The organism is Nitrospirillum viridazoti CBAmc, assembly GCF_000730165.1.
Taxonomy (GTDB): Bacteria; Pseudomonadota; Alphaproteobacteria; order Azospirillales; family Azospirillaceae; genus Nitrospirillum; species Nitrospirillum viridazoti.
In genome coordinates this window covers 1,959,805-1,986,216 of record NZ_CP022110.1, presented here as the reverse complement: position 1 = coordinate 1,986,216, position 26,412 = coordinate 1,959,805, and the positions used below count along the sequence as shown (strand labels likewise).

The 26,412-nt window shown below is 68.8% G+C and carries 26 protein-coding genes; 16 read left to right on the top strand and 10 right to left on the bottom strand.

The window, feature by feature from the left end; all coding sequences use genetic code 11:
- The first annotated feature begins 2 nt into the window (after window positions 1-2).
- Window positions 3-992, top strand: coding sequence for a proline iminopeptidase-family hydrolase (locus Y958_RS09080; protein ID WP_088871752.1), 990 nt, complete (start codon window positions 3-5; stop codon window positions 990-992).
- Here the strand turns inward: Y958_RS09080 and Y958_RS09075 are convergent.
- Window positions 958-3,087 carry an FUSC family protein gene (locus Y958_RS09075; protein WP_088871751.1) on the bottom strand — a complete coding sequence of 710 codons (2,130 nt, stop codon included), beginning with the start codon at window positions 3,085-3,087 and terminating at the stop codon, window positions 958-960. The genes Y958_RS09080 and Y958_RS09075 overlap by 35 nt on opposite strands.
- A 131-nt stretch (window positions 3,088-3,218) precedes the next feature.
- On the opposite strand from Y958_RS09075, the gene Y958_RS09070 reads away from it, so the two are divergent.
- A complete protein-coding gene (locus tag Y958_RS09070; protein WP_088871750.1) occupies window positions 3,219-3,839 on the top strand; it encodes a hypothetical protein in 621 nt (206 codons plus the stop codon).
- A gap of 9 nt (window positions 3,840-3,848) precedes the next feature.
- On the opposite strand, the gene Y958_RS09065 is transcribed toward Y958_RS09070, so the two are convergent.
- On the bottom strand, window positions 3,849-5,648 hold the full coding sequence (locus tag Y958_RS09065) for a tetratricopeptide repeat protein (protein WP_186291138.1): 1,800 nt from the start codon (window positions 5,646-5,648) through the stop codon (window positions 3,849-3,851).
- 75 nt (window positions 5,649-5,723) lie between these two features.
- The gene (locus Y958_RS09060) at window positions 5,724-6,830 is read right to left on the bottom strand and encodes a hypothetical protein (protein ID WP_088871748.1); all 1,107 of its coding nucleotides are present in this window, start codon (window positions 6,828-6,830) and stop codon (window positions 5,724-5,726) included.
- Between the two features lie 560 nt (window positions 6,831-7,390).
- On the opposite strand from Y958_RS09060, the gene Y958_RS09055 reads away from it, so the two are divergent.
- Together Y958_RS09055 and Y958_RS09050 are read left to right on the top strand one after the other, a co-directional pair.
- The gene (locus tag Y958_RS09055) at window positions 7,391-8,122 is read left to right on the top strand and encodes an OmpA/MotB family protein (RefSeq protein WP_186291137.1); all 732 of its coding nucleotides are present in this window, start codon (window positions 7,391-7,393) and stop codon (window positions 8,120-8,122) included.
- A gap of 71 nt (window positions 8,123-8,193) precedes the next feature.
- On the top strand, window positions 8,194-8,685 hold the full coding sequence (locus Y958_RS09050) for a heme-degrading domain-containing protein (RefSeq protein WP_088871746.1): 492 nt from the start codon (window positions 8,194-8,196) through the stop codon (window positions 8,683-8,685).
- A gap of 116 nt (window positions 8,686-8,801) precedes the next feature.
- Here the strand turns inward: Y958_RS09050 and Y958_RS09045 are convergent, their stop codons facing one another.
- Window positions 8,802-9,302 (bottom strand): hypothetical protein, encoded by a 501-nt coding sequence (locus Y958_RS09045; protein ID WP_088871745.1) that lies wholly within the window; start codon window positions 9,300-9,302, stop codon window positions 8,802-8,804.
- A gap of 206 nt (window positions 9,303-9,508) precedes the next feature.
- Here Y958_RS09045 and Y958_RS31900 point away from each other — a divergent pair, with 206 nt between their 5' ends.
- The 6 genes from Y958_RS31900 (at window position 9,509) to Y958_RS09015 (ending at window position 13,681) form a co-directional block, all read left to right on the top strand.
- On the top strand, window positions 9,509-10,486 hold the full coding sequence (locus Y958_RS31900) for a hypothetical protein (RefSeq protein WP_088871744.1): 978 nt from the start codon (window positions 9,509-9,511) through the stop codon (window positions 10,484-10,486).
- On the top strand, window positions 10,483-10,863 hold the full coding sequence (gene crcB, locus Y958_RS09035) for a fluoride efflux transporter CrcB (protein ID WP_088871743.1): 381 nt from the start codon (window positions 10,483-10,485) through the stop codon (window positions 10,861-10,863). Before Y958_RS31900 ends, crcB begins: the two co-directional genes overlap by 4 nt.
- The gene (locus tag Y958_RS09030; protein ID WP_088871742.1) at window positions 10,860-11,873 is read left to right on the top strand and encodes an RluA family pseudouridine synthase; all 1,014 of its coding nucleotides are present in this window, start codon (window positions 10,860-10,862) and stop codon (window positions 11,871-11,873) included. Before crcB ends, Y958_RS09030 begins: the two co-directional genes overlap by 4 nt.
- Before the next feature lie 4 nt (window positions 11,874-11,877).
- Complete coding sequence (locus Y958_RS09025) at window positions 11,878-12,555, top strand: HAD-IA family hydrolase (protein WP_088871741.1); 678 nt, start codon at window positions 11,878-11,880, stop codon at window positions 12,553-12,555.
- A gap of 29 nt (window positions 12,556-12,584) precedes the next feature.
- Window positions 12,585-13,283, top strand: a complete 699-nt coding sequence (locus Y958_RS09020) for an ATP12 family chaperone protein (protein WP_088871740.1) — start codon at window positions 12,585-12,587, stop codon at window positions 13,281-13,283.
- Window positions 13,284-13,381: 98 nt separating this feature from the next.
- Window positions 13,382-13,681, top strand: a complete 300-nt coding sequence (locus Y958_RS09015; RefSeq protein WP_088871739.1) for an SCP2 sterol-binding domain-containing protein — start codon at window positions 13,382-13,384, stop codon at window positions 13,679-13,681.
- A gap of 78 nt (window positions 13,682-13,759) precedes the next feature.
- On the opposite strand, the gene Y958_RS09010 is transcribed toward Y958_RS09015, so the two are convergent.
- Window positions 13,760-15,280 (bottom strand): FAD-binding protein, encoded by a 1,521-nt coding sequence (locus Y958_RS09010; protein WP_088871738.1) that lies wholly within the window; start codon window positions 15,278-15,280, stop codon window positions 13,760-13,762.
- A 219-nt stretch (window positions 15,281-15,499) separates the two neighbouring features.
- On the opposite strand from Y958_RS09010, the gene Y958_RS31895 reads away from it, so the two are divergent.
- Window positions 15,500-15,664 carry a hypothetical protein gene (locus Y958_RS31895; RefSeq protein ID WP_186291136.1) on the top strand — a complete coding sequence of 55 codons (165 nt, stop codon included), beginning with the start codon at window positions 15,500-15,502 and terminating at the stop codon, window positions 15,662-15,664.
- A gap of 121 nt (window positions 15,665-15,785) precedes the next feature.
- On the opposite strand, the gene Y958_RS09005 is transcribed toward Y958_RS31895, so the two are convergent.
- Entirely contained in the window at window positions 15,786-17,144 is a 1,359-nt protein-coding gene (locus Y958_RS09005; protein ID WP_088871737.1) for a tetratricopeptide repeat protein, read from the bottom strand.
- 32 nt (window positions 17,145-17,176) lie between these two features.
- Entirely contained in the window at window positions 17,177-17,932 is a 756-nt protein-coding gene (gene lepB / locus Y958_RS09000) for a signal peptidase I (protein WP_088871736.1), read from the bottom strand.
- 185 nt (window positions 17,933-18,117) lie between these two features.
- On the opposite strand from lepB, the gene Y958_RS08995 reads away from it, so the two are divergent.
- Window positions 18,118-18,411: an acylphosphatase gene (locus Y958_RS08995; RefSeq protein ID WP_088871735.1), complete on the top strand. Its 294-nt coding sequence runs from the start codon at window positions 18,118-18,120 to the stop codon at window positions 18,409-18,411.
- Between the two features lie 204 nt (window positions 18,412-18,615).
- On the opposite strand, the gene ctrA is transcribed toward Y958_RS08995, so the two are convergent.
- Window positions 18,616-19,320, bottom strand: a complete 705-nt coding sequence (gene ctrA / locus Y958_RS08990; protein ID WP_004274493.1) for a response regulator transcription factor CtrA — start codon at window positions 19,318-19,320, stop codon at window positions 18,616-18,618.
- Window positions 19,321-19,535: 215 nt separating this feature from the next.
- On the opposite strand from ctrA, the gene fliI reads away from it, so the two are divergent.
- The 4 genes from fliI to Y958_RS08970 all read left to right on the top strand — a co-directional run bounded on the left by fliI (window position 19,536) and on the right by Y958_RS08970 (window position 22,453).
- Window positions 19,536-20,873, top strand: coding sequence for a flagellar protein export ATPase FliI (fliI, locus tag Y958_RS08985; RefSeq protein ID WP_088871734.1), 1,338 nt, complete (start codon window positions 19,536-19,538; stop codon window positions 20,871-20,873).
- A 24-nt stretch (window positions 20,874-20,897) separates the two neighbouring features.
- Window positions 20,898-21,335, top strand: coding sequence for a flagellar FliJ family protein (locus Y958_RS08980; protein ID WP_088871733.1), 438 nt, complete (start codon window positions 20,898-20,900; stop codon window positions 21,333-21,335).
- 138 nt (window positions 21,336-21,473) lie between these two features.
- Window positions 21,474-22,064: a peptidoglycan recognition protein family protein gene (locus tag Y958_RS08975; protein ID WP_244909241.1), complete on the top strand. Its 591-nt coding sequence runs from the start codon at window positions 21,474-21,476 to the stop codon at window positions 22,062-22,064.
- Window positions 22,058-22,453, top strand: coding sequence for a hypothetical protein (locus Y958_RS08970; protein WP_088871731.1), 396 nt, complete (start codon window positions 22,058-22,060; stop codon window positions 22,451-22,453). Before Y958_RS08975 ends, Y958_RS08970 begins: the two co-directional genes overlap by 7 nt.
- A 3-nt stretch (window positions 22,454-22,456) precedes the next feature.
- On the opposite strand, the gene Y958_RS08965 is transcribed toward Y958_RS08970, so the two are convergent.
- Together Y958_RS08965 and Y958_RS08960 are read right to left on the bottom strand one after the other, a co-directional pair.
- Window positions 22,457-23,284 carry an aldo/keto reductase gene (locus Y958_RS08965; RefSeq protein WP_088871730.1) on the bottom strand — a complete coding sequence of 276 codons (828 nt, stop codon included), beginning with the start codon at window positions 23,282-23,284 and terminating at the stop codon, window positions 22,457-22,459.
- Between the two features lie 87 nt (window positions 23,285-23,371).
- Window positions 23,372-26,368: a hypothetical protein gene (locus Y958_RS08960; protein ID WP_088871729.1), complete on the bottom strand. Its 2,997-nt coding sequence runs from the start codon at window positions 26,366-26,368 to the stop codon at window positions 23,372-23,374.
- Window positions 26,369-26,412 lie beyond the last annotated feature (44 nt).

Here is a 26,412-nt window from a genome sequence, read left to right as displayed (position 1 = left end):
TCATGGACCGCAGACAGTTCCTGTCGGCCGCCGCCGTTCTGGCCGCCGCGACCGCTCCGATGACGCCCACCCTGGCCGAGGCCGTCCCCGCCGCTCCCCTGAACCCGCCCGGCATTCGCGTGGCCGGCATCCGCATGATCCCGGTGGCGGGGGGCAAGTACAAGGTCTGGACCAAGAAGATCGGCAGCGGCGCCGTGAAGGTGCTGCTGCTGCACGGCGGCCCCGGCTTCAGCCATGAATACCTTGAGGCGATGGAGTCCTTCCTGCCCGAGGCCGGGATCGAGATGTACTATTACGACCAGCTGGGCTCGAACAATTCCGACCAGCCGGACGATACCAGCCTGTGGACCCTGCCGCGCTTCGTGGAGGAGGTTGAAGAGGTACGCCAGGGATTGGGCCTGGACCAGTTCGTGCTCTACGGCCATTCCTGGGGTGGCATCCTGGCCATCGATTACGCGCTGAAATACCAGAAGCACCTGAAGGGCCTGGTCATTTCCAACATGGCCGCGGGGATCCAGTCCTTCCTGAAGCGCGTCAATTCCCTACGCGGCCTCATGAAGCCGGAATCCCAGAAGGTGATCCGGGAGCTGGAGGCGAAGCAGGCCTACGACGATCCCGCGTACGAGAAGATCATGATGGAGGAGTTGTACCCCCAGATGATCTGCCGCCTGGACCCCTGGCCGGAGCCCGTCACCCGCGCGTTCCGGCACGCCAACCTGGCCATCTACAACCAGATGCAAGGCAAGAGCGAGTTGGAGGTGACGGGCAACCTGAAGGATTGGGAGCGTTGGGACGCGTTGCCCCGGATCAAGGTGAAGACCCTGACCATCGGCGCCATCCATGACGAGATGGATCCGGAGGATATGAAGCGCATGGCGACGCTGATGCCCAACGCCCGCTCCGTCATCTGCCCGCAGGGCAGCCACCTGTGCATGTGGGACGACCAGGACTTCTACTTCAAGAACCTGATCCCGTTCCTGAAGAGCGTGTGACCTCTACGGCGCGGGCGTAGTCCTTGGCCGCCTGCACCACGTGGGTGACGGCGCGGGCGATGTCGTCCGGCGGCTCGCCCTCGCGGTCCAGGGCGCTGTCATCCGTCGGCACGCCGCGCACCAGGGCGCCCAGCCGCGTCGTGGCGGCCTCGCAATAGCCGATGCGCCGGGCGTCGGGCGGGCCGGGGATGGTGCGCTCGTCCAGCCAGGCGACGGTGGCGGCGCCCGCCAGGCGGCGCAGCGTTTCCAGCACGGCGCCGGCCTCGTCCAGGTGCGCCTTGCGCCGGCGGCCCTCCAGCACCATGCGCTGGCGCGTGACCTCGGCCGCCGTGCTGGCCAGGCCGGCGGCCCGGCGGGCGGCGTCGATCTCGGCATAGGGCGTCTGGCCCGCCCGGACCACCAGCGTGGCGTAGCGCATGTTGGCCTCCACCGCCGCCGCCAGCTTGTGGGGGAAGCTCTTGGGCTCCCGCTCCGGCCACAGGACCAGGCAGCCGGCCAGGCCGATGACGCTGCCCAGCGTGTTGTTGAAGGCGCGGGCCAGGGCGATGCCCTCGCCGTGGGCGTTCAGGCCCGGATGCAGCAGGTCGGCCACCAGCACGAACAGCGGCGTCAGGAAGGTGACGAACAGGCTGTAGCTGACGGAGCGTAGGGCGATGGTGGCGGCCGCCAGGGGGAAGATGGCGGCCAGCAGGGCGAGGGGCGTGGGCAAGGCGACGGCCAGGAAGGCGGCCGCGGCACCGCCGATGACGCTGCCCACCACACGTTCCAAGGTGCGCGGCCAGGTGGTGGCGGCCTGCGGCTGCATCACCACCACCGCCGCCATGGTGGCCCAGTAGGCATAGGCGACGTCGAGATAGGCGGTGACGGCGTAGGTCACCGTCACCACCAGGGCCACGCGCAGGGCATGGCGCGCGATGGGGGAGGAGGGGACCAGGGCCAGGCGCAGGGCGCGGGCGGGCGTCAGGCGGCGGCGCGGCGCCTCATCCTGTTCGGGGACGGTGGCCAGCGCGCCGTCATCCAGCGGCGGGGCCCAGGCGCGGGTCAGGTCGGCCAGGGCCTGGGCGCAGACCTGGGCCACGCGACCCACCAGGTCGTGCGCCGGCCGGGCGACGCGGTCCAGCACCTCCGCCTCATAGGCCACCAGGGCACCGTCGGGGGCCGAGCGCATCACCTGGCGGCTGGTGCGGGTCAGAGCGGCGCGCAGCTGGCGCAAGGGCAGCGTGTCGGCATCGGTGGGCGCGCCGGCGGCATGCGGCTCCAGGTCATAGCCCAGCGCGATCAGGCCGGCGAAGATGCGTTCGCCCGCCTCGATGGCGGCCAGCAGGGCGCGGCGGATGTCGCGCCCGTTACCGCGGCCAGCGGAGAAGCGGCCCACGGCGGCGCGTGCCCGCTCAATCGTGTCGCGCACCGCGCGGCGATGCTCGGCGGCATGCGCCTTCCAGCGCGCGTCCTGGGTCGCGCCGCTGGCGTGCAGGGTCAGCAGTTCTGCCGTCATGTCGCCGAGTTCGGAATAGATGGCGGCGACGGCGCGGCGGGCGGGGGCGTAGGGATGGATGCGCCACAGCACCAGGCACAGGGCCACGGCCCAGCCGCTACCCGCCAGGAAGACGCCGGACAGGCGCAGGGCGTCCAGGGGCGCCATGGGATAGCCCACGGCCACTACGGCGACGCAGCAGGCCAGCACGCCCACCTGGGTGGCGGCGGGGCCGTAGACGCGGCTGAGGCAGCAGATGAACAGCGCCCCGAACAGGGCCGCCGCCGCCCAGACGGTCCCCAGTGCCGCCACGGCACTGACCGCGCCGGCCATGGCGGTGCCGATCAGGGCGAAGCCGCCCATGGCGCGCAGCCGTACACCGAAGGGCCCGCCGGGATCGGCCAGGCAGGCCCAGAAGGCGGCGAAGGCCGCCCACGATAGGATGGGCTGGTCCAGGTACAGCGCCAGCGTGACCATCAGCGCCACCGCCGTGGCGGCGCGCAGGCCCTCGGTGATGCCGATCTGCTCCGGCGTCAGCGCGAACGAGCGCGCCTGCAGCCAGCGCGCGAGCCGGGCCAGCGGGGACGATCGGTCGGTGGGCACCGTGTGGGCGTGGGACATGGAAACTCAAGTAGGCGAACGGGTGGCCAGGGCAACGGTAACCAAGATCGTTCGCAGATGCAGCATTGGCGTGTGCATTGCGGCATTGCTGTCGGGGCGACTGGCGCTTCCCGGTGTGTGCGGCCTGTGCAATGATCGCGCAAGGGTTGCGGGAGGTCTGCGTGCTGCACTGGTTATTGCGAATCGCTTTTTGGTTGTGCCTATCGGTGGCAACGGCTGTCATTCTGCTGGTGCTGCTGTGGAAGGCGGCAGAGCTGGATCAGCAGGCGACAGAGGACGAAAAGTTACCCATCTTCGTCGCGATGGTGGACGGGCTGGCGGACGCCTTGACCGACTTCGGTTCCCGCGATCCCGTCTATGCTTCCCTGGATGGGCGTATTTTTCCTGACGACCTGTTGCGAGAGGTGCGGGCGCGGCAGCCCGGCATCCCCATTCTATCCTGTCCCCCGACATCAAAGCGCGACCGGAGGTGTGCCGAGGGCTACCGGGATGCCTTCGATGGTGATGGGCCGCAGCCGCTTGTCGATGTGACCCGGTTCGAAATACCCCTCTGGCACCTCGCCCAGGTTCGTTACACCTTCCACAACGGATCGGGCGAACGGATCCTGATCAAGGTTTTTGGCAAATGGCGGATCATCCACCGCTGGGACATCCATGTGCTGGTGACCAAGATCCTGGATGAAGACGATGACGAGTCTCCTGCTGAGGATGAGGCGCCGAAGCAGCTAAAGGTGCCACGGAGCGGTCCCTAAGCCAGCCGGTCAGCGGGCCGCCACCCTTTCCTCCAGCGCCGCCTTGACCGCGGCCATCGGCGCCGTCCAATCGCCCAGGCGCGTCTGCCGGAACAGGCGCAGGGATGGGTACCAGGGGCTAGTGTCGCCCCTGTCGTGCCAGCGCCAGTCGGTGGTGGGGGACAGCAGCAGGAAGGCGGGGATGTCCAGCGCGCCTGCCAGGTGGATGCAGGCGCTGTCGGAGCCGATGACCAGGTCCAGCCCGGCCACCAGGGCGGCGGTGTCGGCCCAGTCGCGGATGGAGGCGGCGGCATCGCGGATGCGGCCGGGAGGGATGACCGGGTCGGTCAGGGCGGCCTTGGCCGGACCCATCTGTAGGCTGACGAATTCCACGCCCGGTACGTCCAACAAGGGCAGCAGCGGCGCCAGGCCGGGGGAGCGCCAATGGTCGTCCGGGAAATCCGGATTGCCCTGCCAGAACAGGCCGACGCGCAGGCCCCGCTTGGGGCCCAGCATCTGCGTCCAGCGCAGCTTGCGGCCGGGGTCGACCTTCAGGTAGGGGCCCGTCCAGGGCATGGCGGCGGGTTCGGGGCAGAAGCGGCCGGGCAGGTCCATCATGGGGACCTGTGCGTCCCAGGGCAGCGGTGCAAGGGAAGGGGCGCTGGGCGCCGGCGTCTGCGCGTCCACCACCACGGCGCCGTAGCCCTGGGCCGCCACCAGGGGGGCCAGGCTCGCGGGCACCTCGATGGTCAGGCGGGCGCCGGCCGCGGTCAATTGGGGCAGGAAGCGCAGGCACATCAGCGTGTCGCCCACCCCCTGCTCATGCCACACCAGCAGGCGCAGGCCGGCCGGGGTGCCCATGGATGCGCTGGTTGACCAGGCCGGCAGGCCCTGGTGCCGGGGCGGCTTGGCGGCGGAGGGCCAGCGCCAGCGATAGTGCGCGAAGCCCTCGCGGTAGCGGCCCAGGCGCAACAGGCACAGGGCTACGCCGAAATTGGCCACCGGGTCCTGCGGCGCCAGGGTGGCGGCCACCTGGAAGGCGGCCAGCGCCTCCTCCGACCGGCCCAGCAGGCGCAGCAGGACGCCCAGGTCGCGGTGGGGCAGCAGGGCGTCTGGCCGGCGGCGCGCCGCCTCCGCCAAATGGGCCTCCGCCTCCTCGAAACGGAACAGGCTGGTCAGGGTGTTGGCCAGGGCGCAGCGGGGCAGGGGGGCGTCGGGGGCGGCGCTGACGGCGCGCGACAGCAGGCTGACGGCCTCGGCCGCGTCGCCGGCGCGGCGTTTCAGTTCCCCCAGGTTGTTCAGGGCCAGGATGTTGAAGGGATCGCGCGCCAGGACGTGGCGGTACCAAGTCTCCGCCTCGCCCCCACGGCCCAGCCGTTCGCACAGGCGGGCCAGCTCCGTCACCGTGGGCAGGTCGTCGGGTGTCCGCTCCACACAGGCGCGCAGGGCGTCGGCGGCGGCCGAGAGCCGTTCCAGCCGGGCCAGCAGGCGGGCCATGTTGCGCAGGGCGTCGGCATGGCTGGGGTTCAGGCGCAGGGCCTGGGTGTAGGCGGTCAGCGCCTCATCCGTGCGGCCCAGCGTGTCCAGCACCTGGGCATGGTTGGCATGAAAGTCGGCCACGCCGGGGCGCTGCGCGATGGCCCGGGCGATCAGGGGCTCCGCCTCCGCCGCCCGTCCCGCCTGGGCGGTGGCGACCCCCAGCAGGTGCAAGGCGTCGGGCTGTTCCGGCTCCTGCGCCAGCAGCGACGCATAAAGCGCGCCGGCATCCGCCAGGCGGCCCGCCCGGTGATGCTCCAGCGCCACCGCCAGGACCTCCCCGACGGTGCGCATACTCCGGGTCCTGGGTGCCTCTGGTGCCATACCCTAGTGATATCTCCAAGGGCGCGGGCACGCTAGCGGCGGAGCTCACATCCCTTTGGTTACATTCGGTCCGGTCTGGGGTTCGGTGGGCGTGTCTTCGGTCGTCGCCCGGTGGCGCGGGCGGAACCAACGCAGAAGGCGGGGCCATAGACCCACTGGCGGGCCGATTTCTTCCTGGGGTGCGTCCGCCTCCGGTCCGTCTTCCACCGCCGCCTGGCCAACCGTCGTCTCCGCCGATGGGACCATCTGCTGCCGCATCTCCGCGAAGTCGGCGACCGCTTGGCCCTGTAGCATGCGGAAGCCCGCGTCCAGCGCGTGATGGACCAGGGCCAGGCTGTCGCAATGGGTGAGGATGCAGCGGTCGGCGCCCAAGGTGCGCACCAACTGGCGCAAGGTGGCGCCGCTCGGCACCGTGTGCGGTCGCAGGGCGGCCGCCGTCTCACCATCGGCCGCGGGAACCCCCGGCATCAGACGCAACAGCACATCCTTGGGCACCGTGGCCTCGGCCGCCCGGTCCACCGGGACGTGATCCAACACCATCAGGCACTGGCGGCGCCGGCCAACGGCCAAGGCCTCTTCCACTGCGTCGGGGGCCACCAGCCACTCGGCGTATGGAAGCTCGATCGCCAGGCGGGCATGCCAATGGGCCGGCAGTTCGTCCAGCAGGGCCGCGAAGGCGCCCTGACGCACGCTGCCAGCATGAAGCTTGATGGCGATGGGCAGGCGCGGCGACATTTCGTCATGCAGCAGATGGTGCAGCATTCGCCGGTCCAGGATTTCGGTCACGCGGGCGTGCATCCAAGGGGCGCCGATGATGGTGACGTCGAACAGGCGCTCCAGCGCGGTCAGATCCACCGTCTGCTCCAGCATGATCGGCTCCAGCGAGATGCCGTCGTCACCAACCCGGTAAACGGGTTGGCGGCGGATCAGGGATGACAGGTCCGCACCGTGCAGTCCGCGTTCGATGCGCAGCAGGGCGACCACCTCATCTGTGGCGGGTGACGGCGTGGCCAGGGATTTGTCGCCCATCAGGATGCGCAGGCAGGCGACCAGAGGCTTGGCCTCACCGGGCAGATCAAACCAATGGACATCGACCTTCCCCTGGTGCGCATCGGCGAACACGGTGCAGACACGGTCGGTCGCGGCCAGCAATGTCTCGCCGCTGTCCGCATCGCCGATCAGAAGCCAGCCATAAGAGCCTATGCCATAAGTATTAATCCCAACGGTATGATCTGTGGATGCTGCGGCCGCCTTTAATTCCGCATCAACAATTCTGTGGATGACTGGTTCATACGCATCCACAACCCCCGACAGATCAAGCAATGCTGCCCGGCATTCCTGCTTATTCTGTATAATACTGGCGATATGTGCCAGTACGTCCGGCGTATTTTTGGCCATGATATGTATTCCTCGCGGCTATTATGGCCATTCGCGCCTCATTCCGGCGCTATGGTTATTGTACATCCGCTTATAGATTTGCTGTGATGATTTGAATCAATTGGATTTTTGCGGCCTGCGCTACATTTGAAGGCCAAAGCCGGTCAATGTTAATTGTCGATCGCAATATCAACTCTTGCCGGGGTGCCGCCGATCGACGCCGTGCCGGCGCCTTTCCGTGACGAGCCGCCTGTGACTGGAACACAATGACTGATCTCTGGCACCCCGAAGGACCACGTCCTGAGTTGGGCAAGATGGGTACGGCATCCGGGCCGATGCCCAAACGGCCGAACCCAGCCAAGTTCACCACCTTGCCACCCCCGGCGGAGGAGTCGGATGAATGGGTCATCAGTTACATGGACATGGTCACGCTGCTGATGGTCGTCTTCCTGGGCATGGTGGCGATCCTGGGCATGAAGGGAAGGCTGGCCGCCACGCCGGTGGATGCCGGCACCGTCGCGGCCCGGCGCGACGGTGCCGCCCCGGATGAAATTTTCACCCCCCGGGCTGAAGCATTCTCCGATGAACGACCGACGGCCGCTTCGGCGCCCGCTGACGGCATGTCCGGCGGAGGGGCCGCCCTGACACCGGCGGCGCAGGCCCTACTGACTCAGTTGGAGGCGGCGGGGAAGCCGGCCGACCTTGACGTCATCCTGTCGGATCGCAAGCTGACGATTGCCATCAAGGACCGTATCCTGTTCGCTTCCGGCAAGGCGGATCTGGCGCCGCCCGGCCGGCAACTGCTGGCGAACGTGGCCCGCAGCCTGCGCGTGCTGACGGGCGTCATTGCGGTCGAAGGCCATACCGATGATGTCGCGATCGCCACGGCCCGCTTTCCCACCAACTGGGAACTCTCCTCCGCCCGCGCCAGCGCCGTGGTGCGGGAACTGATCGCCAACGGGGTGGAGCCTGGACGCCTGCGGGCGGTGGGCTATGCCGACACCAAGCCCCTGGACGTGCACGACCGGGCGGCGAACCGGCGGGTGACCATCGTGGTCGAGCGTTGAGGGCTGCGCTCGGGACCAGGTATCGCTACCCTGCACGACGCCCTGCACTCATCCCCCACGGAAGGCCCTCCATGTCCTATGAAGAAGACCTGCGCCGCATCGCCTTGCAGGAACAGCGGCTGATGTTCGAGCGCTTCGGGCAGGAGGAGGCCTGGGCCCTGGGCGTGTGGTTGCGCCAGGCGGGGCTGGAGCGGGGCGGGGCGCTGGTGGTCGATGTGTCGCTGCACCGCCAGCAACTGCTGCGTCTGGCGGTGGGGCCGGCCACGCCGGACCATGACGACTGGGTTCGCCGCAAGCGGGCCACCGCGCTGCACTTCGCCCGCAGCTCCTACGCCATCGGCCTGAGCCTGGCGCAGCAGGGTACGACCTTGGAGATCAAGAGCGGCCTGCCGCATCGCGACTACGCCAGCCACGGCGGCGCCGTGCCCCTGGTGGTGGCGGGCGCCGGCTGCATCGGCGCGCTGACCGTCTCCGGCCTGCCGCAGCGTGAGGATCACACGCTGGCCATGGCGGCGCTGGCCCATGTGCAGGGCCGCGACATCAGCGATATCGTGCTGGTGTAGTCCGCACGAACATGGCGGCGCACTTCGCGCCGCCATAGGCCGCGACCGCAGCCGCCGGAGATTTCCGGGGAGCGTAGTGGACTGGAAATCGAGGAGAACGGGCGCGGATGCGTCCGTTAACGGTCTAAGGTGATCGGCCCGTCGCGGGTGGTCCCGGTGTTGGACTCGGGCGCCTTGGTCAGGGTGTCGCCCCGGCTGCGCTTTTCCTCGTGCTTGCCGTAGATCTTGTCCAGGCGCTCAAACTCCGCTTTGTGGAAGGCCTCGACCTCCTCCCGGTTGCCGAACTGGGGGGCGGTGATGATGATGTCGTCGATGGGGCCGTCGGTGCGCGGTGGTTCGACCGCATCGGGATCCTTGGGCGGGGCGGGCGGGGCCGCTACCTTGACCACCGAGGTGGGCAGGCCGTTCTTGTCCAGGCCCGGCTTAGGGGCGTCGGGCTTGGACTGTGCGTCGGCCTGAGTCGCGGGCGCGGCAGTCGTGGGCGCGGCGGCGGGCTGCTGGGCCGGCGCCGTCTGGGCCCGGGCGGCCGGGCCGGCAAGAACCGTCAGGGCGAACGCCACCGTGCCCAGTAGGGCGGGCAGGGGACGGGCGGAAGAAAGCCAATTACGGGCGAACACGGGGAAAAACTCCGCAGCGACGGTTATATAGCTTACCACGTGGGACCGCCCTGCCAACTGTTCCCTGCCCAATGACCATGCGCGCGTCCGTTGCAGACAGGGCAGGGGTGGGGTGGTTGAAAAGCGGCCATCCGCCGCCTCGCAGTACCGCGACAGGCGAAGGGCGCGCACGCCAAGGGTCAAGGCCAAGGGCGAAGGAGAGGCTGGTGCCGGTCTTTGATGAGTATATCGGTATCGACTGGACGGGGGCCCTGCCCGCCCGGGGTATCGCGATTGCCCGCGTCCGGCCGGATGAGGCAGCGGTTCACCTGGTGCCGCCGCCCGGCCGGCACTGGAGCCGCCGCGAGGCCATGGACTGGGTGGCCGATCGCCTGGCGGGCCATCACCGCGCCGGCGGCCGCGCCCTGGTGGGCATCGACTGCGGCTTTTCCCTGCCTTATGTGGCGGGTGTGGGCTACCTGGATGGCCGCGCCGGCGGGGTGGACGACCTGATGGGCCTGTGGGACCTGGTGGATGAGGCCGCCGGCGACGGCATCGGCGCCGATGACTTTTGCGGCACCCCGGCGCTGGCCGACCCGCGCCTGGGCCCCAGCTTCTGGCTGGCGGGGCGGCGGCCCGCCCACTGGACGGATGCGGAAGGCGGGGGCAAGCGCCGCTGGGTGGAACTGGTGGCCGCCCGTACCGGCGCCGGCACCCCCGTTTCCGTCTTCAACCTGGCGGCGGCGTCCAAGCAGGTGGGCAAGGCCTCGCTGGCCGGCATGCGCTCGCTCCGCCACCTCAAGGGGCGCCTGGGCGATGCGCTGGCGGTGTGGCCGGCGGAAGCGCTGACGGGGCCGGAGGGTGCGGCCCGGTCGGCGGTCACGGAGATCTATCCCACCCTGTTCCGGCGCCGCGCGCACGGCCTGGCCAAGATTCGCGACTGGGCGGATATGGCGGCGGCCCTGGCAAAGGTTGGCTGCCATGCGGGGGCGGGGGTGCCGGCGGCCTTTGACGACCACGCGGGGGATGCCATGATCGCCGCCGCCGGCATGATGCGCTGGGCGTCCCTTGACGATGTCTGGGCGCCCAAGGGGCTGGACACCGGCACGGCGCGGCGCGAAGGATGGATTTTTGGCGTCACCGGCGATATGTCGGGCGGCGACATCGCCATTGGCGGGGCCGCCGCCTTCGGGGGTCGGGGATGAACCAGGTTATCGTCGTCGCCGTGGGCGGCGCCTTGGGCTCGGTGCTGCGATATCTGTCGCAGGTTTGGCTGGGGCGTTGGCTGGGGCTGGATTTCCCCTGGGGCACGCTGTTCGTGAACGTCGCGGGCTCCGTGCTCATGGGCGTGCTGGCGGAGGCCGCGGGCCGGGCGTGGCATCCCTCGCCGGAGCTGCGCACCTTCCTGGCGGTGGGCATATTGGGCGGGTTCACCACCTTCTCCTCCTTCTCGCTGGACATCGGCACGCTGGTGTCGCGGGGGGATTGGCCGGTGACGATGCTGTATTTCATGGCGACGCTGGTGGTCGGCGTCGGCGGTCTTTTTGTGGGCATGGCCCTGGTACGTGCGGTGATGTCATGAGTGATGAGGGTGGCCGTAAGGTCGAGACGCGGACCGTGACCGCTGACGAGGCGGAGATGCGTCTGGACCGCTGGTTCAAGCGGCATTTCCCGGCGCTGCGCCATATCCAGCTGGAAAAGCTGCTGCGCACCGGCCAGGTGCGGGTGGACGGCGGCCGCGTCAAGGGCGCCACGCGCCTGGAGGCCGGGCAGTCCGTGCGCATCCCCCCCATGCCCGACCTGGCGCCCCTGGCGCCGGGCGCCGTGACGCGCAAGGAACGGCCGGTCCTGTCGGAAAAGGAAGTGAAGGCCCTGCGCGACGCGGTGCTGTACCGCGACGGCGACGTCATCGTGCTGAACAAACCCGCCGGCCTGGCGGTGCAGGGCGGTACCGGCCAGAACAAGCACCTGGACGCCATGCTGGACGTCCTGACCTTCGACGGGAAGGAGCGGCCCAAGCTGGTCCACCGCCTGGACAAGGATACCAGCGGCTGTCTGGTGCTGGCCCGCACCAGTTTCGCCGCCACCCGCCTGGCCGGCTATTTCCGGGGCAAGGAGGCGCGCAAGTACTATTGGGCCGTCACCGTGGGTGTGCCCAAGCAGTACCAGGGCAAGATCGACGCCGCCCTGGCCAAGGAAGCCGGCACGCGCGGCGAGCGCATGGCGGTGGACGAGGATGAGGGCGCGCGCGCCGTCACCCTGTACCAGGTGATCGAGAACGCGCACCGGCAGGCCGCCTTCGTCGCCCTGTGGCCGTTGACCGGCCGCACCCATCAGCTGCGCGCCCACATGGTGGCCATCGGCACGCCCATCCTGGGCGATGGCAAATACGCGGGGCAGGAGGCCTTCCTGCCTGGCGGTGCCGAACTGCCGCGCCAGTTGCACCTGCACGCCCGCCGCATCGTCATCCCCAACCCGCGCGGCGGCAAACCCATCGACGTGACGGCCAACCTGCCGCCGCACATGGCCAAGACCTGGGAATATTTCGGCTTCGATATGAAAGACGGCGATCCTTTCGCCAGCTACGTCTGACCGCATGTCCGCCTTCAACCGCCTGGCCCTGTTCGATTGTGACGGCACGCTGGTGGACAGCCAGCACGCCATCATCGCCGCCATGGCCGCGGGCTTCGCCAGCCAGGGCCTGACGCCACCGACCGACGAGGCCGTGCGGCGCCAGGTGGGCCTGTCGCTGGAGGTTGCCGTGCTGGGCCTGCTACCCGAAGGGGTGGGGGCGGGCGCCGTGGCCGGCATCGTCGCCGCCTACAAGGACGCGTTCTTTGCGAACCGGGCCAACGGCATCGCGGAAGAACCGCTTTACCCGGGCCTGGTGGCCGCGCTGGATGCGCTGGAGGCGGCGGGTTTCCTGCTGGGCATCGCCACGGGCAAGTCGCACCGGGGCCTGGTCGCCACGTTGAACCATCACGGCCTGGGCGGGCGCTTCATTACCCTGCAGACGGCCGACCGTGCCCAGGGCAAGCCCTCGCCGGACATGGCCCTGCGCGCGATGGCGGAGGCGGGGGCCGATCCGGCCAGCACCGTGGTCATCGGCGACACCAGTTACGATATGCAGATGGCGCGTAACGCCGGGGCCGCCGCCCTGGGCGTGGCCTGGGGCTATCACGCCCCGCAGAGCTTGCTGGCGGCCGGTGCCGCCCGCGTCTGCCACGATTATGCCGAGGTGCCGGCGGCGGTGGCCGCCCTGGTGGCGGCCTGAAACTCGGGTGTGAGATTGGGAACGATCTGATGAAGCGGATTTACAAGACGGTGGCCGTGGTGCCCGGCACGCCTGGTGGCTGGCAGGTTCAGCTGGACGCCCGCATCCTGAAGTCGCCGGCCAAGGCCGACCTGGTGTTGCCAACCGAGGCGCTGGCCCGGGCGGTGGCGGCGGAATGGGACGCCCAGGGCGACACCGTCGTGCCGGACAGTATGCCCATGATGCAGTTGGCCTCCACCTGCATCGACCGGGTGGGACCGCAGCGCGCCACCATCCTGGACGGGGCGGCAGCCTATGGCGGCACCGACCTGCTGTGCTACCGCGCCGTCGAGCCGGCGAAGCTGGCCGAACGGCAGGGGCGTGGCTGGCAGCCGCTGCTGGACTGGGCGGCGTTGCGCTATGACGCCCTGCTGCAGACCACCACCGGCATCATGCACCGCGCCCAGGACCCGGTGGCCCTGAACGCGCTGAAGCGTGCGCTGGAGGCGCTGGACGACTGGCAGCTGACCGGCGTGCAGAACGCCGTGGCGCTGACCGGGTCGCTGGTGCTGGGCCTGGCCCTTTTCGAGGGCCGCATCGATGCCGACCAGGCCTTCGAGCTGGCCGAACTCGACGAGTCGTTCCAAATCGAGCAGTGGGGCGAGGATGATGAGGCCAGGGACCGGCGCGCGTCGCTGAAGGCCGACATCGCTGCCAGTTTACGTTACCTGGAGTTCCTGAAGGCCTGAGCCGGCGGCCGTCAGAAAACATTGGAACTGGGCGCGCAGCGTCGCCTTATATGCGGTGCAACAACCGTTATGCCCCGCCTATAAAGGATCCGTGCCCCATGACCTTCGACCAGCTTGAAGCCAAGATGCGCGCCTCGCTCTCCCAGTTCACCGGCTTGGGCGCCAAGGTGAAGTTCGACTTCGGCACCGACGGGGCCCTGTTCCTGGATGCGACCAAGGTGCCCACCGTGTCGCGCGACCCGGTGGACGTGAACACCACCCTGAAGATTTCGCTGGCCGATTTCGTGAAGCTCAGCGAAGGCAAGCTCAGCCCCACCCTGGCCTTCACCTTCGGCAAGCTGAAGGTTCAGGGCGACATGGGTGTGGCCCTGAAGCTGGCCGGCATGCTGGACGATTGAGCCGCGCTGCCGATGAGGGAGACGCCGGCGGCTGTCCATTCCGCCGGCGCTTCTTGGCGAGCACTGCGTGGGAAGGGATCAGGCCGGCTTGATGGCCTGGGCGAAGCGGAACAGGAACTGCGGGTCGACCTCCGCCTTCACCTTTTGCAGGTCCTTGTAGTTCTGCGCGTAATAGGCGCTCTGCCAGTCCTGCAGCGCCGGGTCGGGGAAGTTCTGGTAGGCGCCCCCCGTGGGGGTGAGGCGCCGCACCTTGTCATAGAATTGCTGCTGCCAGACCAGGTTGTCCGACACCAGGCTGGGCGGATCTCGCAGTTCCCACCAGTTGACCTCGCTGGAGAACAGCCAGTCGAAACCGCGGTGGACGAAGGCCGTGTCGGTGGGCGCCAGCCTGTTCACCTCGCCGCCGACCTGGAAGAACTTGAAGGCGGACGGCAAGCTGGTGCCGGGCATGGCCCGGGCGGTGGCGATCATGTCCGCCACCGCCTTTTCCGTCAGGTTCTCCGTCTTCAGGAAGACGGACTGCTCCCGGTAAAAATACGGGAAAGCTTCTTCCGACAGGAAGTCCTGCGCCTCCCAGTAGGGCAGGTCTTTTTCAATCTTGTGTGGCTCGTCCGCCTGCTCCAGCAGGTTGCCGAACAGCTCCTTCAAGGGCGGCGTGCCCTGATGGGCCTGCCCCATGACGGAGATGACGATGTCGCCGCCCTGGGCCCGTTGCTCCGGCGTCGGGGCCGTGGCGGAAATCTTGCAGCCGAAGCCGGGGGGCGCCTCTTGCAGGCGGTGCAGCAGTTCGTACAGCACCCGTTCCTGGTTCTTGCTCCAGTTCAGGATGAACACTGTGACCGTGCTGACCGGGTAGGTCTGGACAGTGAAGCTGGTGTTGACGCCGAAATTGCCGCCGCCACCGCCCCGGCAGGCCCAAAGCAGCTTGGAATTGTCGGTGGCGTTGGCTTTCACCTTCTCACCATTGGCCAGGATCAGATCGGTGGACCGCAGCAGGTCCGACCCAATGCCGTGGAGCCGCATGTTGAAGCCGACGCCACCGCCCAGCAGGAAGCCGGCGGCGCCTACACCCTCGCACCGGCCATGTGTGATGGTGCGGCCCATGCGTTCCAGCGCCCGGTAGACCGCCACGTTGATGGCGCCGCCGCCGATGATGACGCGGTCGCCATCCGCCTTGATCTTGGCCATGGGCGACATGTCGATCAACAGGCCGGAGGTGGTGGAGAAACCGGCGTAATTGTGGCCGCCGGATCGCACGGCGAAGGGCGTGTTGGTATTCTGCGCCCATTTCAGGCAGGCGCTGACGTCCGCGTCGGTCTCGCAGCGGGCGATGACGGCAGGGCGCTGGGAATAAGACAGGTTGTTGACCTGGGAGTAGTTGCCGAAATAGGCGTCGTTGGGCAGGACCAGGTCGCCCTTCATCCCCCGCGCCAGGTCGGACCAGGCCCCTTTGCTGATCACGTGGGGCAGCGGATGCAGTTCAATGCCGGGATCGGCCAGCAGCTGCTGCGCCTTGGCCGGTAGGCTGGCCCCCGCCGCCAGGGCGCCCAGCCCCTTGAGGAAGGACCGCCGTGCCGTTGCCGTCTCGAATGCCCCCATCGCGAACTCTCCCTTTAATCACCTGTTGTATGAGGATTGTTTCCACTATTTGAAGGGGCGTGACAAGTAGGACTTTCCCGCATCGCGTGTTGTGCCGCGATCGTTGGCGGGAAGGCCATGGGCGATGAGGTCAAAGAGTGCGATCGAAGAAGGCGGTCGAGAGCGCCTCTTTCAGGCGATAGATCTGGGCCAGCACCGTGTCCACCGGGCGCCAGGCTGGTGGCCAGCCCCGTGTCGGCGGCGGCGCCCCTGCAGGTGGTATTGGGGATGGCGGACAACGGCGTCATCTTCAGCGACGGTATCAAGGCCGATTTCCTGGAATTCAACGCCGGCACCCGCGCCGCCATCGGTATCGCCGACCGGCGCGGGCACTTGGTGGTTTAGGCTCTTTAGGGCCCCTGGGACGCGGCCCCGTCCGCCGGAGCGGGTACCCCCTGTTGAAATGTAAATGGGTGGAGCGGGGGCAAGCCGAAGGCCGGATGGCCCGCCGGCGTTTGAAGCAACGTTACCTTTTCAAACTCAGCCACACATTGTGGCCATCGTGGAAGGAGGTCACCTCCACCGTTTCGCCCGCCATCAGGTCCAATGGCCGGCGCGGCAGGTAAAGGCCGGGCTGCCAGCCCGAGGCCTCGGTGGGGATGAGGGGGCTGTTCTCGAATTCCACCCCGTCCCACAGCTTCAGCCATATCCACTGCAGCAGGCCGACGCAGCGGCCGTCGGCGGTCACCGGCACGGCCAAGTGGCCGCGCCAGCTTTGCCCCGGCTGGGGGTCGGCCAGGTCCACGGTCAGGACCTGGAAGGGGGCGGACAGGGGCCTGAAGGGCATGATCCGGTCAAGCCGGACGGCGCGGGGGGCCAGGCGGTTGAACTCGTCAAGGACGAAGCCGCAGGCCTCCTCCACGAAGAAGGTCCGCTCCATCACCCGGCTTTCGGCCAGCAGGGCGCGCACGCCCCCCGCCTGGGGGATGATGCGCGCCTCGGGTGTCAGCAGCCGGTCCCTGGCATCGCGCACCGCCGGCAGCACCCGTTCCGACAGCAGGTCGCTGGATAGAATTTCAGAAACCAGCAGGTCGGCCGGGCGCGGCAGATCCTTGCCCACGGTCACGGTGCCCGACGGTTTGGCGATGACGGTGACGCGATCGGCGTAGCCGTTGGTGGCGATGATGGCGCGCGCCGTCTCCGCGATGACGGGATCGGCCTCGCAGGTGTAGACATGGGCGGCGCCGGCCCGGGCCGCCATCATGGCCAGCAGGCCGGAGCCAGTGCCGATCTCCAGCACGATGTCGCCCGGGCGCACAGCAGCGGTGATCGCCGCCTCATAGGCCGCGTTGCGCTCGACGTCGTTCATCATGGGCACGTGCCAGCGTGGCGTCAGGGCGGTGCGCAGCTTGGCCAGCTGCAGTTCCGCCTCGATGAAGTCCGGCTTCAACTCCAGCGCCGTCTCGGTGTGCACCACCGCTTCCGCCAGGCGGCCCAGGTCGCGCAGGGCTGCCGCCAGATTGAAGCGGTTGATGGGGTCGTCCGGCTCCGCCGCCACGGCGCGGTTGAAGCTCTCCGCCGCCTCGTTGGCGTGGCCCAGCTTCTGATGGCAGAGGCCGATGTTGAAGTCGCGGCCGCGCCAAGTGGGGTCCAGGCTGACGGCCTTGCGGAAGGCGTCCAGTGCCTCTTTCCACTGGCCCAGATGCTTGCGCACCGTGCCCAGGTTCCAGTGCACGGCGGAGGCGCGCGGCAGCATGCGGGCCACCTCGCGGTACACGGCCTCCGCCTCCGCCCAGCGGCCCTGGTTCTGGTGCTCCACCCCCTGGGCGAACAGTTCCTCGGCGGGGACGGTGGGGCCGACGGGCGGCTTGGGAGGCTTGGCCATGGGGGCAGGCGGTTCCTAAAAGGAGGGAAAGGTCAGGGCTTGAGACTGCGACCGAAGCGGGTGCTCCAGTCGCCGCCGGGGCAGGTCAGGTCGCTCTCGGCCTTGCAGAAATGGTTGGTGTAGGCGGTGAACTGCGCGCGGGCGATCACCCGGTCCAGCGGCACGAACCCCAGGTCGGGATAGGGGAAGCGGCTGTCCTGGCTGTTGTCGCGGTTGTCGCCCATGAGGAAGACATGGCCTGCGGGCACGGTATAGACGCCGGTGTTGTCGGCCGGACCTTCATCGCTGCGCTGCAGGACGGCATGGCGGGCCAGGCTGCCGTCGGTGGCCGGCAGGTCCTCCACATATTCCGTCACATGCACGGTACGGCCGTGGTCGTCGCGATAATCGTAGGCGCCCGTCTCATGCCGGCCGATCACCTGACCGTTCAGCACCAGCCGGCCGTGGGCCAGTTGCACCGTGTCGCCCGGCAGGCCGATGACCCGTTTCACCAGGGCCTCCGGCGCGCCCTCCGGCTTCAGCACGACAATGTCGCCCCGCTGCGGCAGGTGGGACAGCAGGCGGCCGTCGGCGGTGGGAATGAACCCCTCCGGCAGGGTGATGTCCGGGGAATGGCGGCTGTAGCCGTAGGCGTACTTGGCGGCGATGAAGTGGTCCCCCACCGCCAGGGTGGGCAGCATGCTTTCCGACGGCACGTAGTAGCTGCCGAAGGCGAAGGCCCGGAAGGACAGGACGCAGACGCCCCAGATCAGGATGAAGCGACCCCATTCCAGTACCGCGCGCCGCATCGCCTTCCTCCGTTCCCTGGTCGTAGGCCCGTCGGGCCGTCGCCGGCGATGATGCCGAAGGGCGGCCGGCCTTGTCCATCCCGCCGTTGCCGCGCGGGAACCGGGCGCCGCCTTGACCGTTGGCGTCGGAGGGTGGGGGACGCTATATCCTTGACCCCGTTAATCCTTCGCCGAGGGAGCCTGCCATGGCTGAACCCGCCGACCGTGTCGCCACCCATGTCGTCCTGCGGGGCCGGGTCCAGAGCGTCTTCTACCGCAACTGGACGGTGGAGCAGGCGCTGGAACTGGGCCTGGACGGGTGGGTGCGCAACCGGAACGACGGCACGGTGGAGGCCCTGTTCGCCGGTCCGCCCGCCGCCGTGGCGGACATGGTGATCCGCTGCCGCCGGGGGCCGACCCATGCCCGGGTGGCCGAGGTGGACGCCGCGCCAGGGACCGATCCGGGCGCCACCGGCTTTCACAAGCTGCCGACTATCTGAAGCCAGCGGCATGAGCCTAAGCTCATGACGTAGGACGCGACCGCGTCCGCCGGAAGTTTCCGGGGAGCGGAGCAGACTGGAAACTGAGGATAAGCCTAGGGCGCGGATGCGCCCGCCCGGCGTCTGAGGGAACCCTGAAAGAAAAGGCCGCGTGGCCTGGTCAGGCGGCACGCGGCCTTTTGAAATTTGGGAACCGCCGGCGGATTAGCTGGCGGCGGCCTGCTGCCGGGCTTCGTTGGGATCGCGCAGGACGTAGCCGCGGCCCCAGACGGTTTCGATGTAGTTGCTGCCGTCCGTCGCCTGCGCCAGCTTCTTGCGCAGCTTGCAGACGAAAACGTCGATGATCTTCAGCTCCGGCTCATCCATGCCGCCATAGAGATGGTTCAGGAACATCTCCTTGGTCAGGGTGGTGCCCTTGCGCAGGGACAACAGCTCCAGGATACCGTATTCCTTGCCCGTCAGGTGCAGGGGCTGGCCCGACACCTCGACCGACCGCGTGTCCAGGTTCACGGTCAGCGCGCCGGTGCGGATGACGCTTTCCGAATGGCCCTTGCTGCGGCGGACGATGGCCTGCATACGGGCCAGCAACTCGCGCTTGTCGAAGGGCTTGGTCAGGTAGTCGTCGGCACCGAAGCCCAGGCCCTTCAGCTTGGCGTCCAGCTCCGTCAGGCCGGAGAGGATCAGGATGGGCGTGGTCACCCGGGCCGACCGCAGGCGCCGCAGCACCTCATACCCGTCGATGTCGGGCAGCATCAGGTCCAGGATGATGATGTCGTAGTCATACAGCTTACCGATCTCCAGGCCGTCTTCGCCAAGATCGGTTATATCAACGATGAACCCTTCGGATTTGAGCATCAATTGGATGCTCTTGGCCATCGACGGATCGTCTTCTACGACCAGTACTCTCATGGGCGTCTTCCTTGAAAGGGGTGTAGTCTCAAGGGAGCGGGGAGGTTAACTGCCGACTAGGTTAACAGATGCCGCGACATTATGCTATGCGGGTAAGGCTATCCTTTAGCTATCCCACCCGTTGTGGGCACCACTCCGGAACCCGTCGCGAGATTGGGACGATCCGGGGCCGTAACAGCTTGATAAAACCGGATTTAGGGCGTGAGAGGCCGGCCATGATGTACGATCCCAACCTCCTGATCCCCGAGATCGAGGCGCTGGCCCCCTTCAAGATCTTCGGGCGGGTCACGTCGGTGCTGGGCATGCTGGTGGAGGTCGGTGGCGTGGAACGCCGGCTGTCCATCGGCGGACGGTGCCGCGTCATCTCGCGCGGGGGACGGCCCGTGCCATGCGAGGTGGTCGGCTTTCGCAACGGCAAGGCCCTGCTGCTGCCCTACGGCACGCTGGAGGATATCGGCCTGGGCTGCCGCGCCGAGGTGAGCGAGGGCCAGCCCGAGATCCACCCCACGCCCGCCTGGCTGGGCCGGGTGATCAACGCCCTGGGTGAGCCGCTGGACGGCAAGGGGCCCTTGCCCCTGGGCCCCGTGGGCAACCCGATCAAGGCAGCACCCCCCCAGGCCAGCACCCGCAAGCGGGTGGGGGAGAAGATCGACCTGGGGGTACGCTCCATCAACACCTTCCTGTCCTGCTGCCGTGGGCAGCGCATGGGCATCTTCGCCGGTTCGGGCGTGGGCAAGTCGGTGCTGATGTCCATGCTGGCGCGCTACACCGCCGCCTCCGTCACCGTCATCGGCCTCATCGGCGAACGCGGACGCGAGGTGCAGGAGTTCATCGAGGACGACCTGGGGGAAGAAGGCCTGGCCCGCAGCGTGGTGGTGGTGGCCACCAGTGACGAGCCGCCGCTGATGCGCCGCCAAGCCGCCTACATGACCTTCGCCGTGGCGGAGCATTTCCGCGACCAGGGGCTGGACGTGCTGTGCATGATGGACAGCGTCACCCGCTTCGCCATGGCCCAGCGCGAGATCGGCCTGTCCGCCGGCGAGCCGCCCACCACCAAGGGCTATCCGCCCACCGTGTTCGCCGAGCTGCCGCGCCTGCTGGAACGGGCGGGCCCGGGGGCGGGCGACGGCACCATCACCGGCCTGTTCACCGTGCTGGTGGACGGCGACGACCATAACGAGCCCATAGCCGACGCCGTGCGCGGCATCCTGGACGGCCATATCGTCATGGAGCGCCGCATCGGCGAGCGCGGGCGTTATCCCGCCATCAACATCCTGCGTAGCGTCTCGCGCACCATGCCGGACTGCAACACGGATGAGGAGAACGCGCTGGTCATCGCCGCCCGCCGGCTGATGTCCTCCTACAGCGATATGGAGGAGATGATCCGCCTGGGTGCCTATCGCCGGGGCAGCGACCCGCAGGTGGACCGCGCCATCGAGCTGAACCCCCACATCGAAGGCTTCCTGCGCCAGGGCCGGCACGAGCGCAGCGACCTCGCCACCGGCTACGCCCAGCTGCAGGCCATCCTGAACGGCGCCAGTTGGCCCGTCTGAGCCGAGCCAAGGTCACGCTAACCCATGAAAAGCCTGAAGGCCCTGATCCGGCTGCACAAGAACCAGGTGGATGACAAGCGCCGCCACCTGACGCAGCTGCGCGACCAGGAGGACCGGCTGACCCTGCAACGCCAGCAGTTCGAGGCCCAGGTGGAGATGGAGCGCCAGCTGTCCGGTACCTCCGTCGACATGGCCATGGCCTTCGCCAGTTACCTTCCCCAGATCAAACTGCGCCGCAATGCCATGGAAACGGCGCGCCAGCAGCTGATGATCGCCATGCAGCGGGCGGAAGAGGACCTGGCCCAGGCCTTCCAGGAGCTGAAGCGCTTCGAACTGGCGGAGGAGGAGCGCATCCGCAAGGAGAAGGCGGAACTGGCCCGCAAGGAGGCGATGATGCTGGATGAGGTCGCCGCCCAGCGCCACCTGCGCCAGCAGGAAGAGGGGGGGATGGGGGAGGAATAGGACGCCCGGTCGGAAGGAATACCCAGTTATTTCCCGGCCCACCGGTGGTTGAAACTGCTCCGTCGTCCTTTACATCGGTGCAGCGGGAGGATGTGTCCCGATATCCCAGGTTGAACCTTCCCGGCGGTGGAGGTGAACGTGTTGGCCTTCGACAAGGACGGCTGGGCGGTGGATCCCAAGATCACGGTAGCGCGTCGGCCCAATCTGGCGCATGGCCGCATGACAACGGTCAGCGGCATCATCGTCCATCAGACGGGCGCCAGCACGGCGTCGTCCACCCTCAACAGTTATCTGCAGGACGGCGCCAATGGTGCGCATTTCCTGATCGACAAGAACGGCGATATCTACCAGACCGGGTCCGTCTTCTGGCGGCAATGGCATGTGGGCAAGCTGAAGCCGCGCTGTATGCTGGAAAAGCGCTGCACACCGGTCGAGGTGAAGAACTTCACCCATATGACTTACGCCGAGATCAATACCTATGAGATGAAGAAGGCGGTGCCCGACCGCTATCCCGCGAACGACGACTCCATCGGAATCGAGTTGGTTGGCGCCCCCACCGGGACCGGGCCCAATCAGGGCTATGAGACGGTGACGGCGGAGCAGAATGCGTCCCTGGCTTGGCTGGTCAAGGAACTGACGGAGAAATTCGGCGTGCCGATGACGGAGGTGTTCCGCCATCCCGCCGTGTCCCGCAAGAACGAGCACGAGGCGGAGTCCGCGCGATGGTAAGGTTTTCGGCCCTTCTGGTGACACTGCTGCTGGTTGCGCAGGCTTCCGCCCAGGCCAAGCCCACTTCCTTTGTCATAAAGCGCGTGCATGTCGAGCAGGCCGGAATCTGGCAGGAAAAGTCGGATGGTGACGAAACCAGGGAGAGGTGCGCCCGTTTCCATTTGAGCGACAAGGCGGCCACGCGCTGGTTCGCCAAGGCCAAGGAGGTGACGGAGCATGCCTGGCGGGAGGAGTTGGATTGGACCCAGTGCTTCGCCAAGGGCACGCTGACCACGGCAGACGGCAAGACCTACGCCTGGGATCTGGACCGCTCCGGCCGGGGGCACGTCAAGGTCTCCGACACCGTCTCGACCTACCTGTCGGGGCCTGAGCTGCCTTTCGCGAAATAGCCTTCAGTTGAAATCATCGGGGTGCGGACCCAGGCGGCCGCGCGGGTCGTCCAGGCCGGCGATGCGGGCCTTGTCCGCCTCATCCAGGCGGAAGTCGAAGACGGCGATGTTCTCGCGGATGCGGTGCGGGGTGGCGGACTTCGGGATGACGCCCAGGCCCAGGTCCAGGTGCCAGCGGATGACGATCTGCGCCGCCGTCCGTTCATGCTTGCGCGCGATTTCCACCAGCACCGGGTGGTCCAGCAGCTTGCCCTGGCCCAGCGGGCTCCACGACTGGGTGACGATGCCGTGTTCCTCATGGAAGGCGCGCAGCTCGCGCTGCTGGAACCGGGGATGCAGTTCGATCTGGTTCACGGCCGGCACCACGCCCGTCTCCTCGATCAGCTGGGCCAGCTGAGGGGTGGTGAAGTTGGAAACGCCGATGGACCGGGCCTTGCCCGTTTCCCGCAAGGCGATCAACGCCCGCCACGTCTCCACATAGCGCGCGCGGGCCGGTGTCGGCCAATGGATGAGGTAGAGGTCCACGGCGGGCAGGCCCAGGCGCGACAGGCTGTGGTCCAGCGCCGCCACCGGCGCCTCCGTGCCATGGCTGTCATTCCACAGCTTGGTGGTCACGAACAGGCTGCGGGCGGTGATGCCCGTGCTGCGCAGGCCCCGGCCCACGCCGGCCTCATTGCCGTAGATGGCGGCGGTGTCGACCAGCCGGTACCCCGCCTCCAGGGCCGCTCCCACCACAGGGGCGGCCAAGCTGTCCGGCGTCTGCCAGACGCCCAGGCCCAGCTGGGGCATGACGCGGCCGTCGTTCAGGGTGAGGGTGGGTTGGCTGTCCATGGGGCGGATCCCGCTTGTTCACGTCCGAGTGTTCATGGCTGAGGGCGTTAACCAAGGTGGGGCGGCCTGGCCCTGAAACAAGGGGCGCTATATCCGCGTGGCGGGACCCATGCCGCCGCTGCCGGCGCTGGCGGCATGATCGACCCAGCCATGGGCGCCGGTCTGGAAGGCCAACCCGCCGCTGTAGCCCACGGCCGCCAGGCTGTTGCTGTAGATGCCGTGCAGTTCCCGCGTCAGGCTGCTGGGCAGCAGCTGGCGGGTGCGGATCACCAGGTCGAAGCGGCCGGTCCAGATCAGGCCGTCCAGCTGCATGGGCCCCAGCTGCGACAGCTGCAGGTCGATCAGGAAGCGGCGCAGCGGGCGGTTGCGAACCCCGCGCGCGCCGCCTTCCTCTTCCTCGCTCTCTTCGTCGTTGATGGCGCGGACATGGACCTGCAGGCGCCCCACCTCATCGCCGAAGGGCACGGCGAAGGTGCGCCAGCCCTCCTTATTGGGTTCCGCCGCCTGGGTGGCGATGCTGTTGAAATCATCGGTGAGGCGGGCGGACAGGCGGCCGCGTCCCGCCTTGCTGAGCGTCGACATCGCCTCCGACCCCAGCCAGCCGCTGGCGTCGCCGCCGCGCAGGGCCGCCAGGAAGACCACCAGGGTCTTGGTCAGCTGCGGCGTGGGGCGGGGCAGCACGCTGTTTATCAGCTGGTGCGCCAGGGCCGGGTCGCTGGCGGCGATGACCGCCAAGGCCTCCCGCAGGGCTGGCCAGTCGCGGCCCCGCGCCGGGTCGATGGGCGGCGGCACGGCGTCCAGCTCCGGTGCCGCGGCGGCGGTGGCCAGCTGCACCTTGGTGCCCACGGGCAGGTCGGCGCGGGCCTGCAATAGCAAGGTGCCCCGGGGGGTCTCCACCACCGGCTGGCCGGTGCGGGTCAGGGCCACCACCGTGCCGGCCAGGGGCGGCAGGACACCCGGCCGGGCCAGGGCGGGGTTCAGCGGCGCCTCCGCCGCATCCTCCGGCGGCAGGATGCCGGGGCCGGCAGCGGGGGCGGCTTCCAAGGGCATACCCGGCCGCTGCACGGACAGCAGGGTGAAGCTGAGCGTCTGCCCCGGGCTGGGGCTGGTGGGCGTGCGCAGGGGTGGGGTATAGGCGCCGGCCGGCGCCGGAAGGGGCGTGCCGGGCAACGCCGCCTGAGGGGCTGAGGAGCCGGGCGCCAGGGTTGTGGCAGGCGCCATGCCCGACGGCTGGGATGGAACGCCAAGAGGGGAGGTCGCCATACCGCCACCCATGGCCGCCGATGGCCCGGCTTGGCCGGCGGGCACGGCCAGCGCCGGGGGGGCGGTTGGGGCCTGCGGAGACGGAACTTGGCCTGCAGATGCCGGCGTGGTCTGCGCCCATAGATTCGTCAGGGGCGCCGCCGCGACAGTGGTGGCCTGTGGCGCTGTGGGCTGTGGCGTTGGAGGCTGTGGTGCCTGAGCGCTCGGGATAGGCGCCGCCGCTGGCGGTGTGGCCAAGGTGGTCGGCTGCCCCTGCGGCGGCATGCCAGCGGGCAGGGGGGAGAAGGGGGCGGCGGTGCCGGAGGGCAAGCCGGTGCGAACGAAGCTGGGCCGTGCTGCGCTCAGGAACAGGCCGCCGCTGACGAAGGGCGCCTCATCCGTCACTGGGGGCACAATGGTGGCGGAGGGACCGGCGCCCGGTTGCGGCACCGGCGTCGCCGCGCCGGACTGCGTCAGTGCTGTCTTGGACGGCCCGAGATCCGGCAGGAACTCCGGTACGCCCAGGGCGGACAGCAGGGTGGCGGCATGGCCGAGTGACTGGAACGCCGCTGGTTGGGACGCCGTTGGTTGGGGCGGCGCTTGAGGGGCGGGCTGTTGCGTTGGCGTCGGGAATGGCGCGCCGCTGGTGGGGGGCGCTTGCGTCCCTGCCGGGCCGGTGTCGGGTGCGGCGGTGCCGGGCGTCACCGGAGCAATGGGTGATGGCGTGGCGGTTTGGGTGGGGGCCGGGTTCGCTGAGGAGGGAGCCGGTGACGACACGCCCGTGGTGGGCTGGCCGTCGGGCCCTGGTGTGGCGGTGGCTGGTGCGCCGCCACCGCTGGGCACCGGTGCTTGAGGCGTCGGCGCGATGCCGGGCAGCAGGTCGGCCAAGGAGGGCGGGCTGGCGCCGGCGCCAGTGCCGGGCATGCCGACTGTCGTCTGCGCGAACAGCAGATTCGCCAGGGTGCTGGCGGCTGAGGCGGGAACGGGGGTGCCCGTGGGGGTGTTCTGGCCGCTGGCTGCCGGCAAGGCCGTTGATGGGCTTGCCCCAGATAGGGTAGTCCCAGACGGGGTAGTCGATGAGGGCTGGCCGGTGCCGGTGGTGGCATCTGAGTCGGTAGCGCCAGCACCCGTGCCCGGAGCGGTGGCGCTCGTCTGCGGCGCTGTGGCGGCGCTGCCGCTGGCCACTGTGGCGGTGGGACTGGGGGCCGGCTGGTTCGGGGACTGCTGCGGGGAGTCGTCCGTCAGGTCGGGCTGGTCGCCGGTGTCGCCCCGAGCGCCGACGATCAGGCCCAGCCCCTGGCCTTGGTTGACGTCGGATACCGGCGCCTGGGTGTTGGGCGCCGGCGTGCTGGCGCTGTTGGATGCGGGGGCGGGGTTCAGCAGGACGGCGGCCAGCGTCGTGCCCACCTGCAAGGCCGGCAAGCCGGCGGCGGGGTTGGGCAGCTGGACGGCTGGCTGCGGCTGGGGTTGGGCGGCCGCTGCGGCTTGGCCGCTGCCGCCAGTCTGCGCGGCCCCCTGGGCTGCCCCTTGCGTCGCCGCCTGCGCCACCACGGTGGCGGTCAGCGCGGCGCCCGTGGTCTGCGCCGGAATTTGCAGGGTGACCGGTCGGTCGGTGGGCAAGGGGGCTTCGGTGCGGACCTGCACGTCGCCGGCGGCGGTACGCACTGTGGCTTGCTCGCCCTGCTGTTCCGTGACCATGCCGCTGACGGCCAGGGCCCGGGCGAGGCCGGTCAGCTTGTCCGGCAGTTGGGTCACCGTGACCTGTCCCAGCACGGTGGGGGCGGCGCCGCCCCCGGCGCCAGCCGTCTGGGTGATGATGGACGGTGTCTGGACGCCGCTCATGGCCGAAGGCTCCACCCCTCAGGGGGCGACCCCAGTCCGATCAG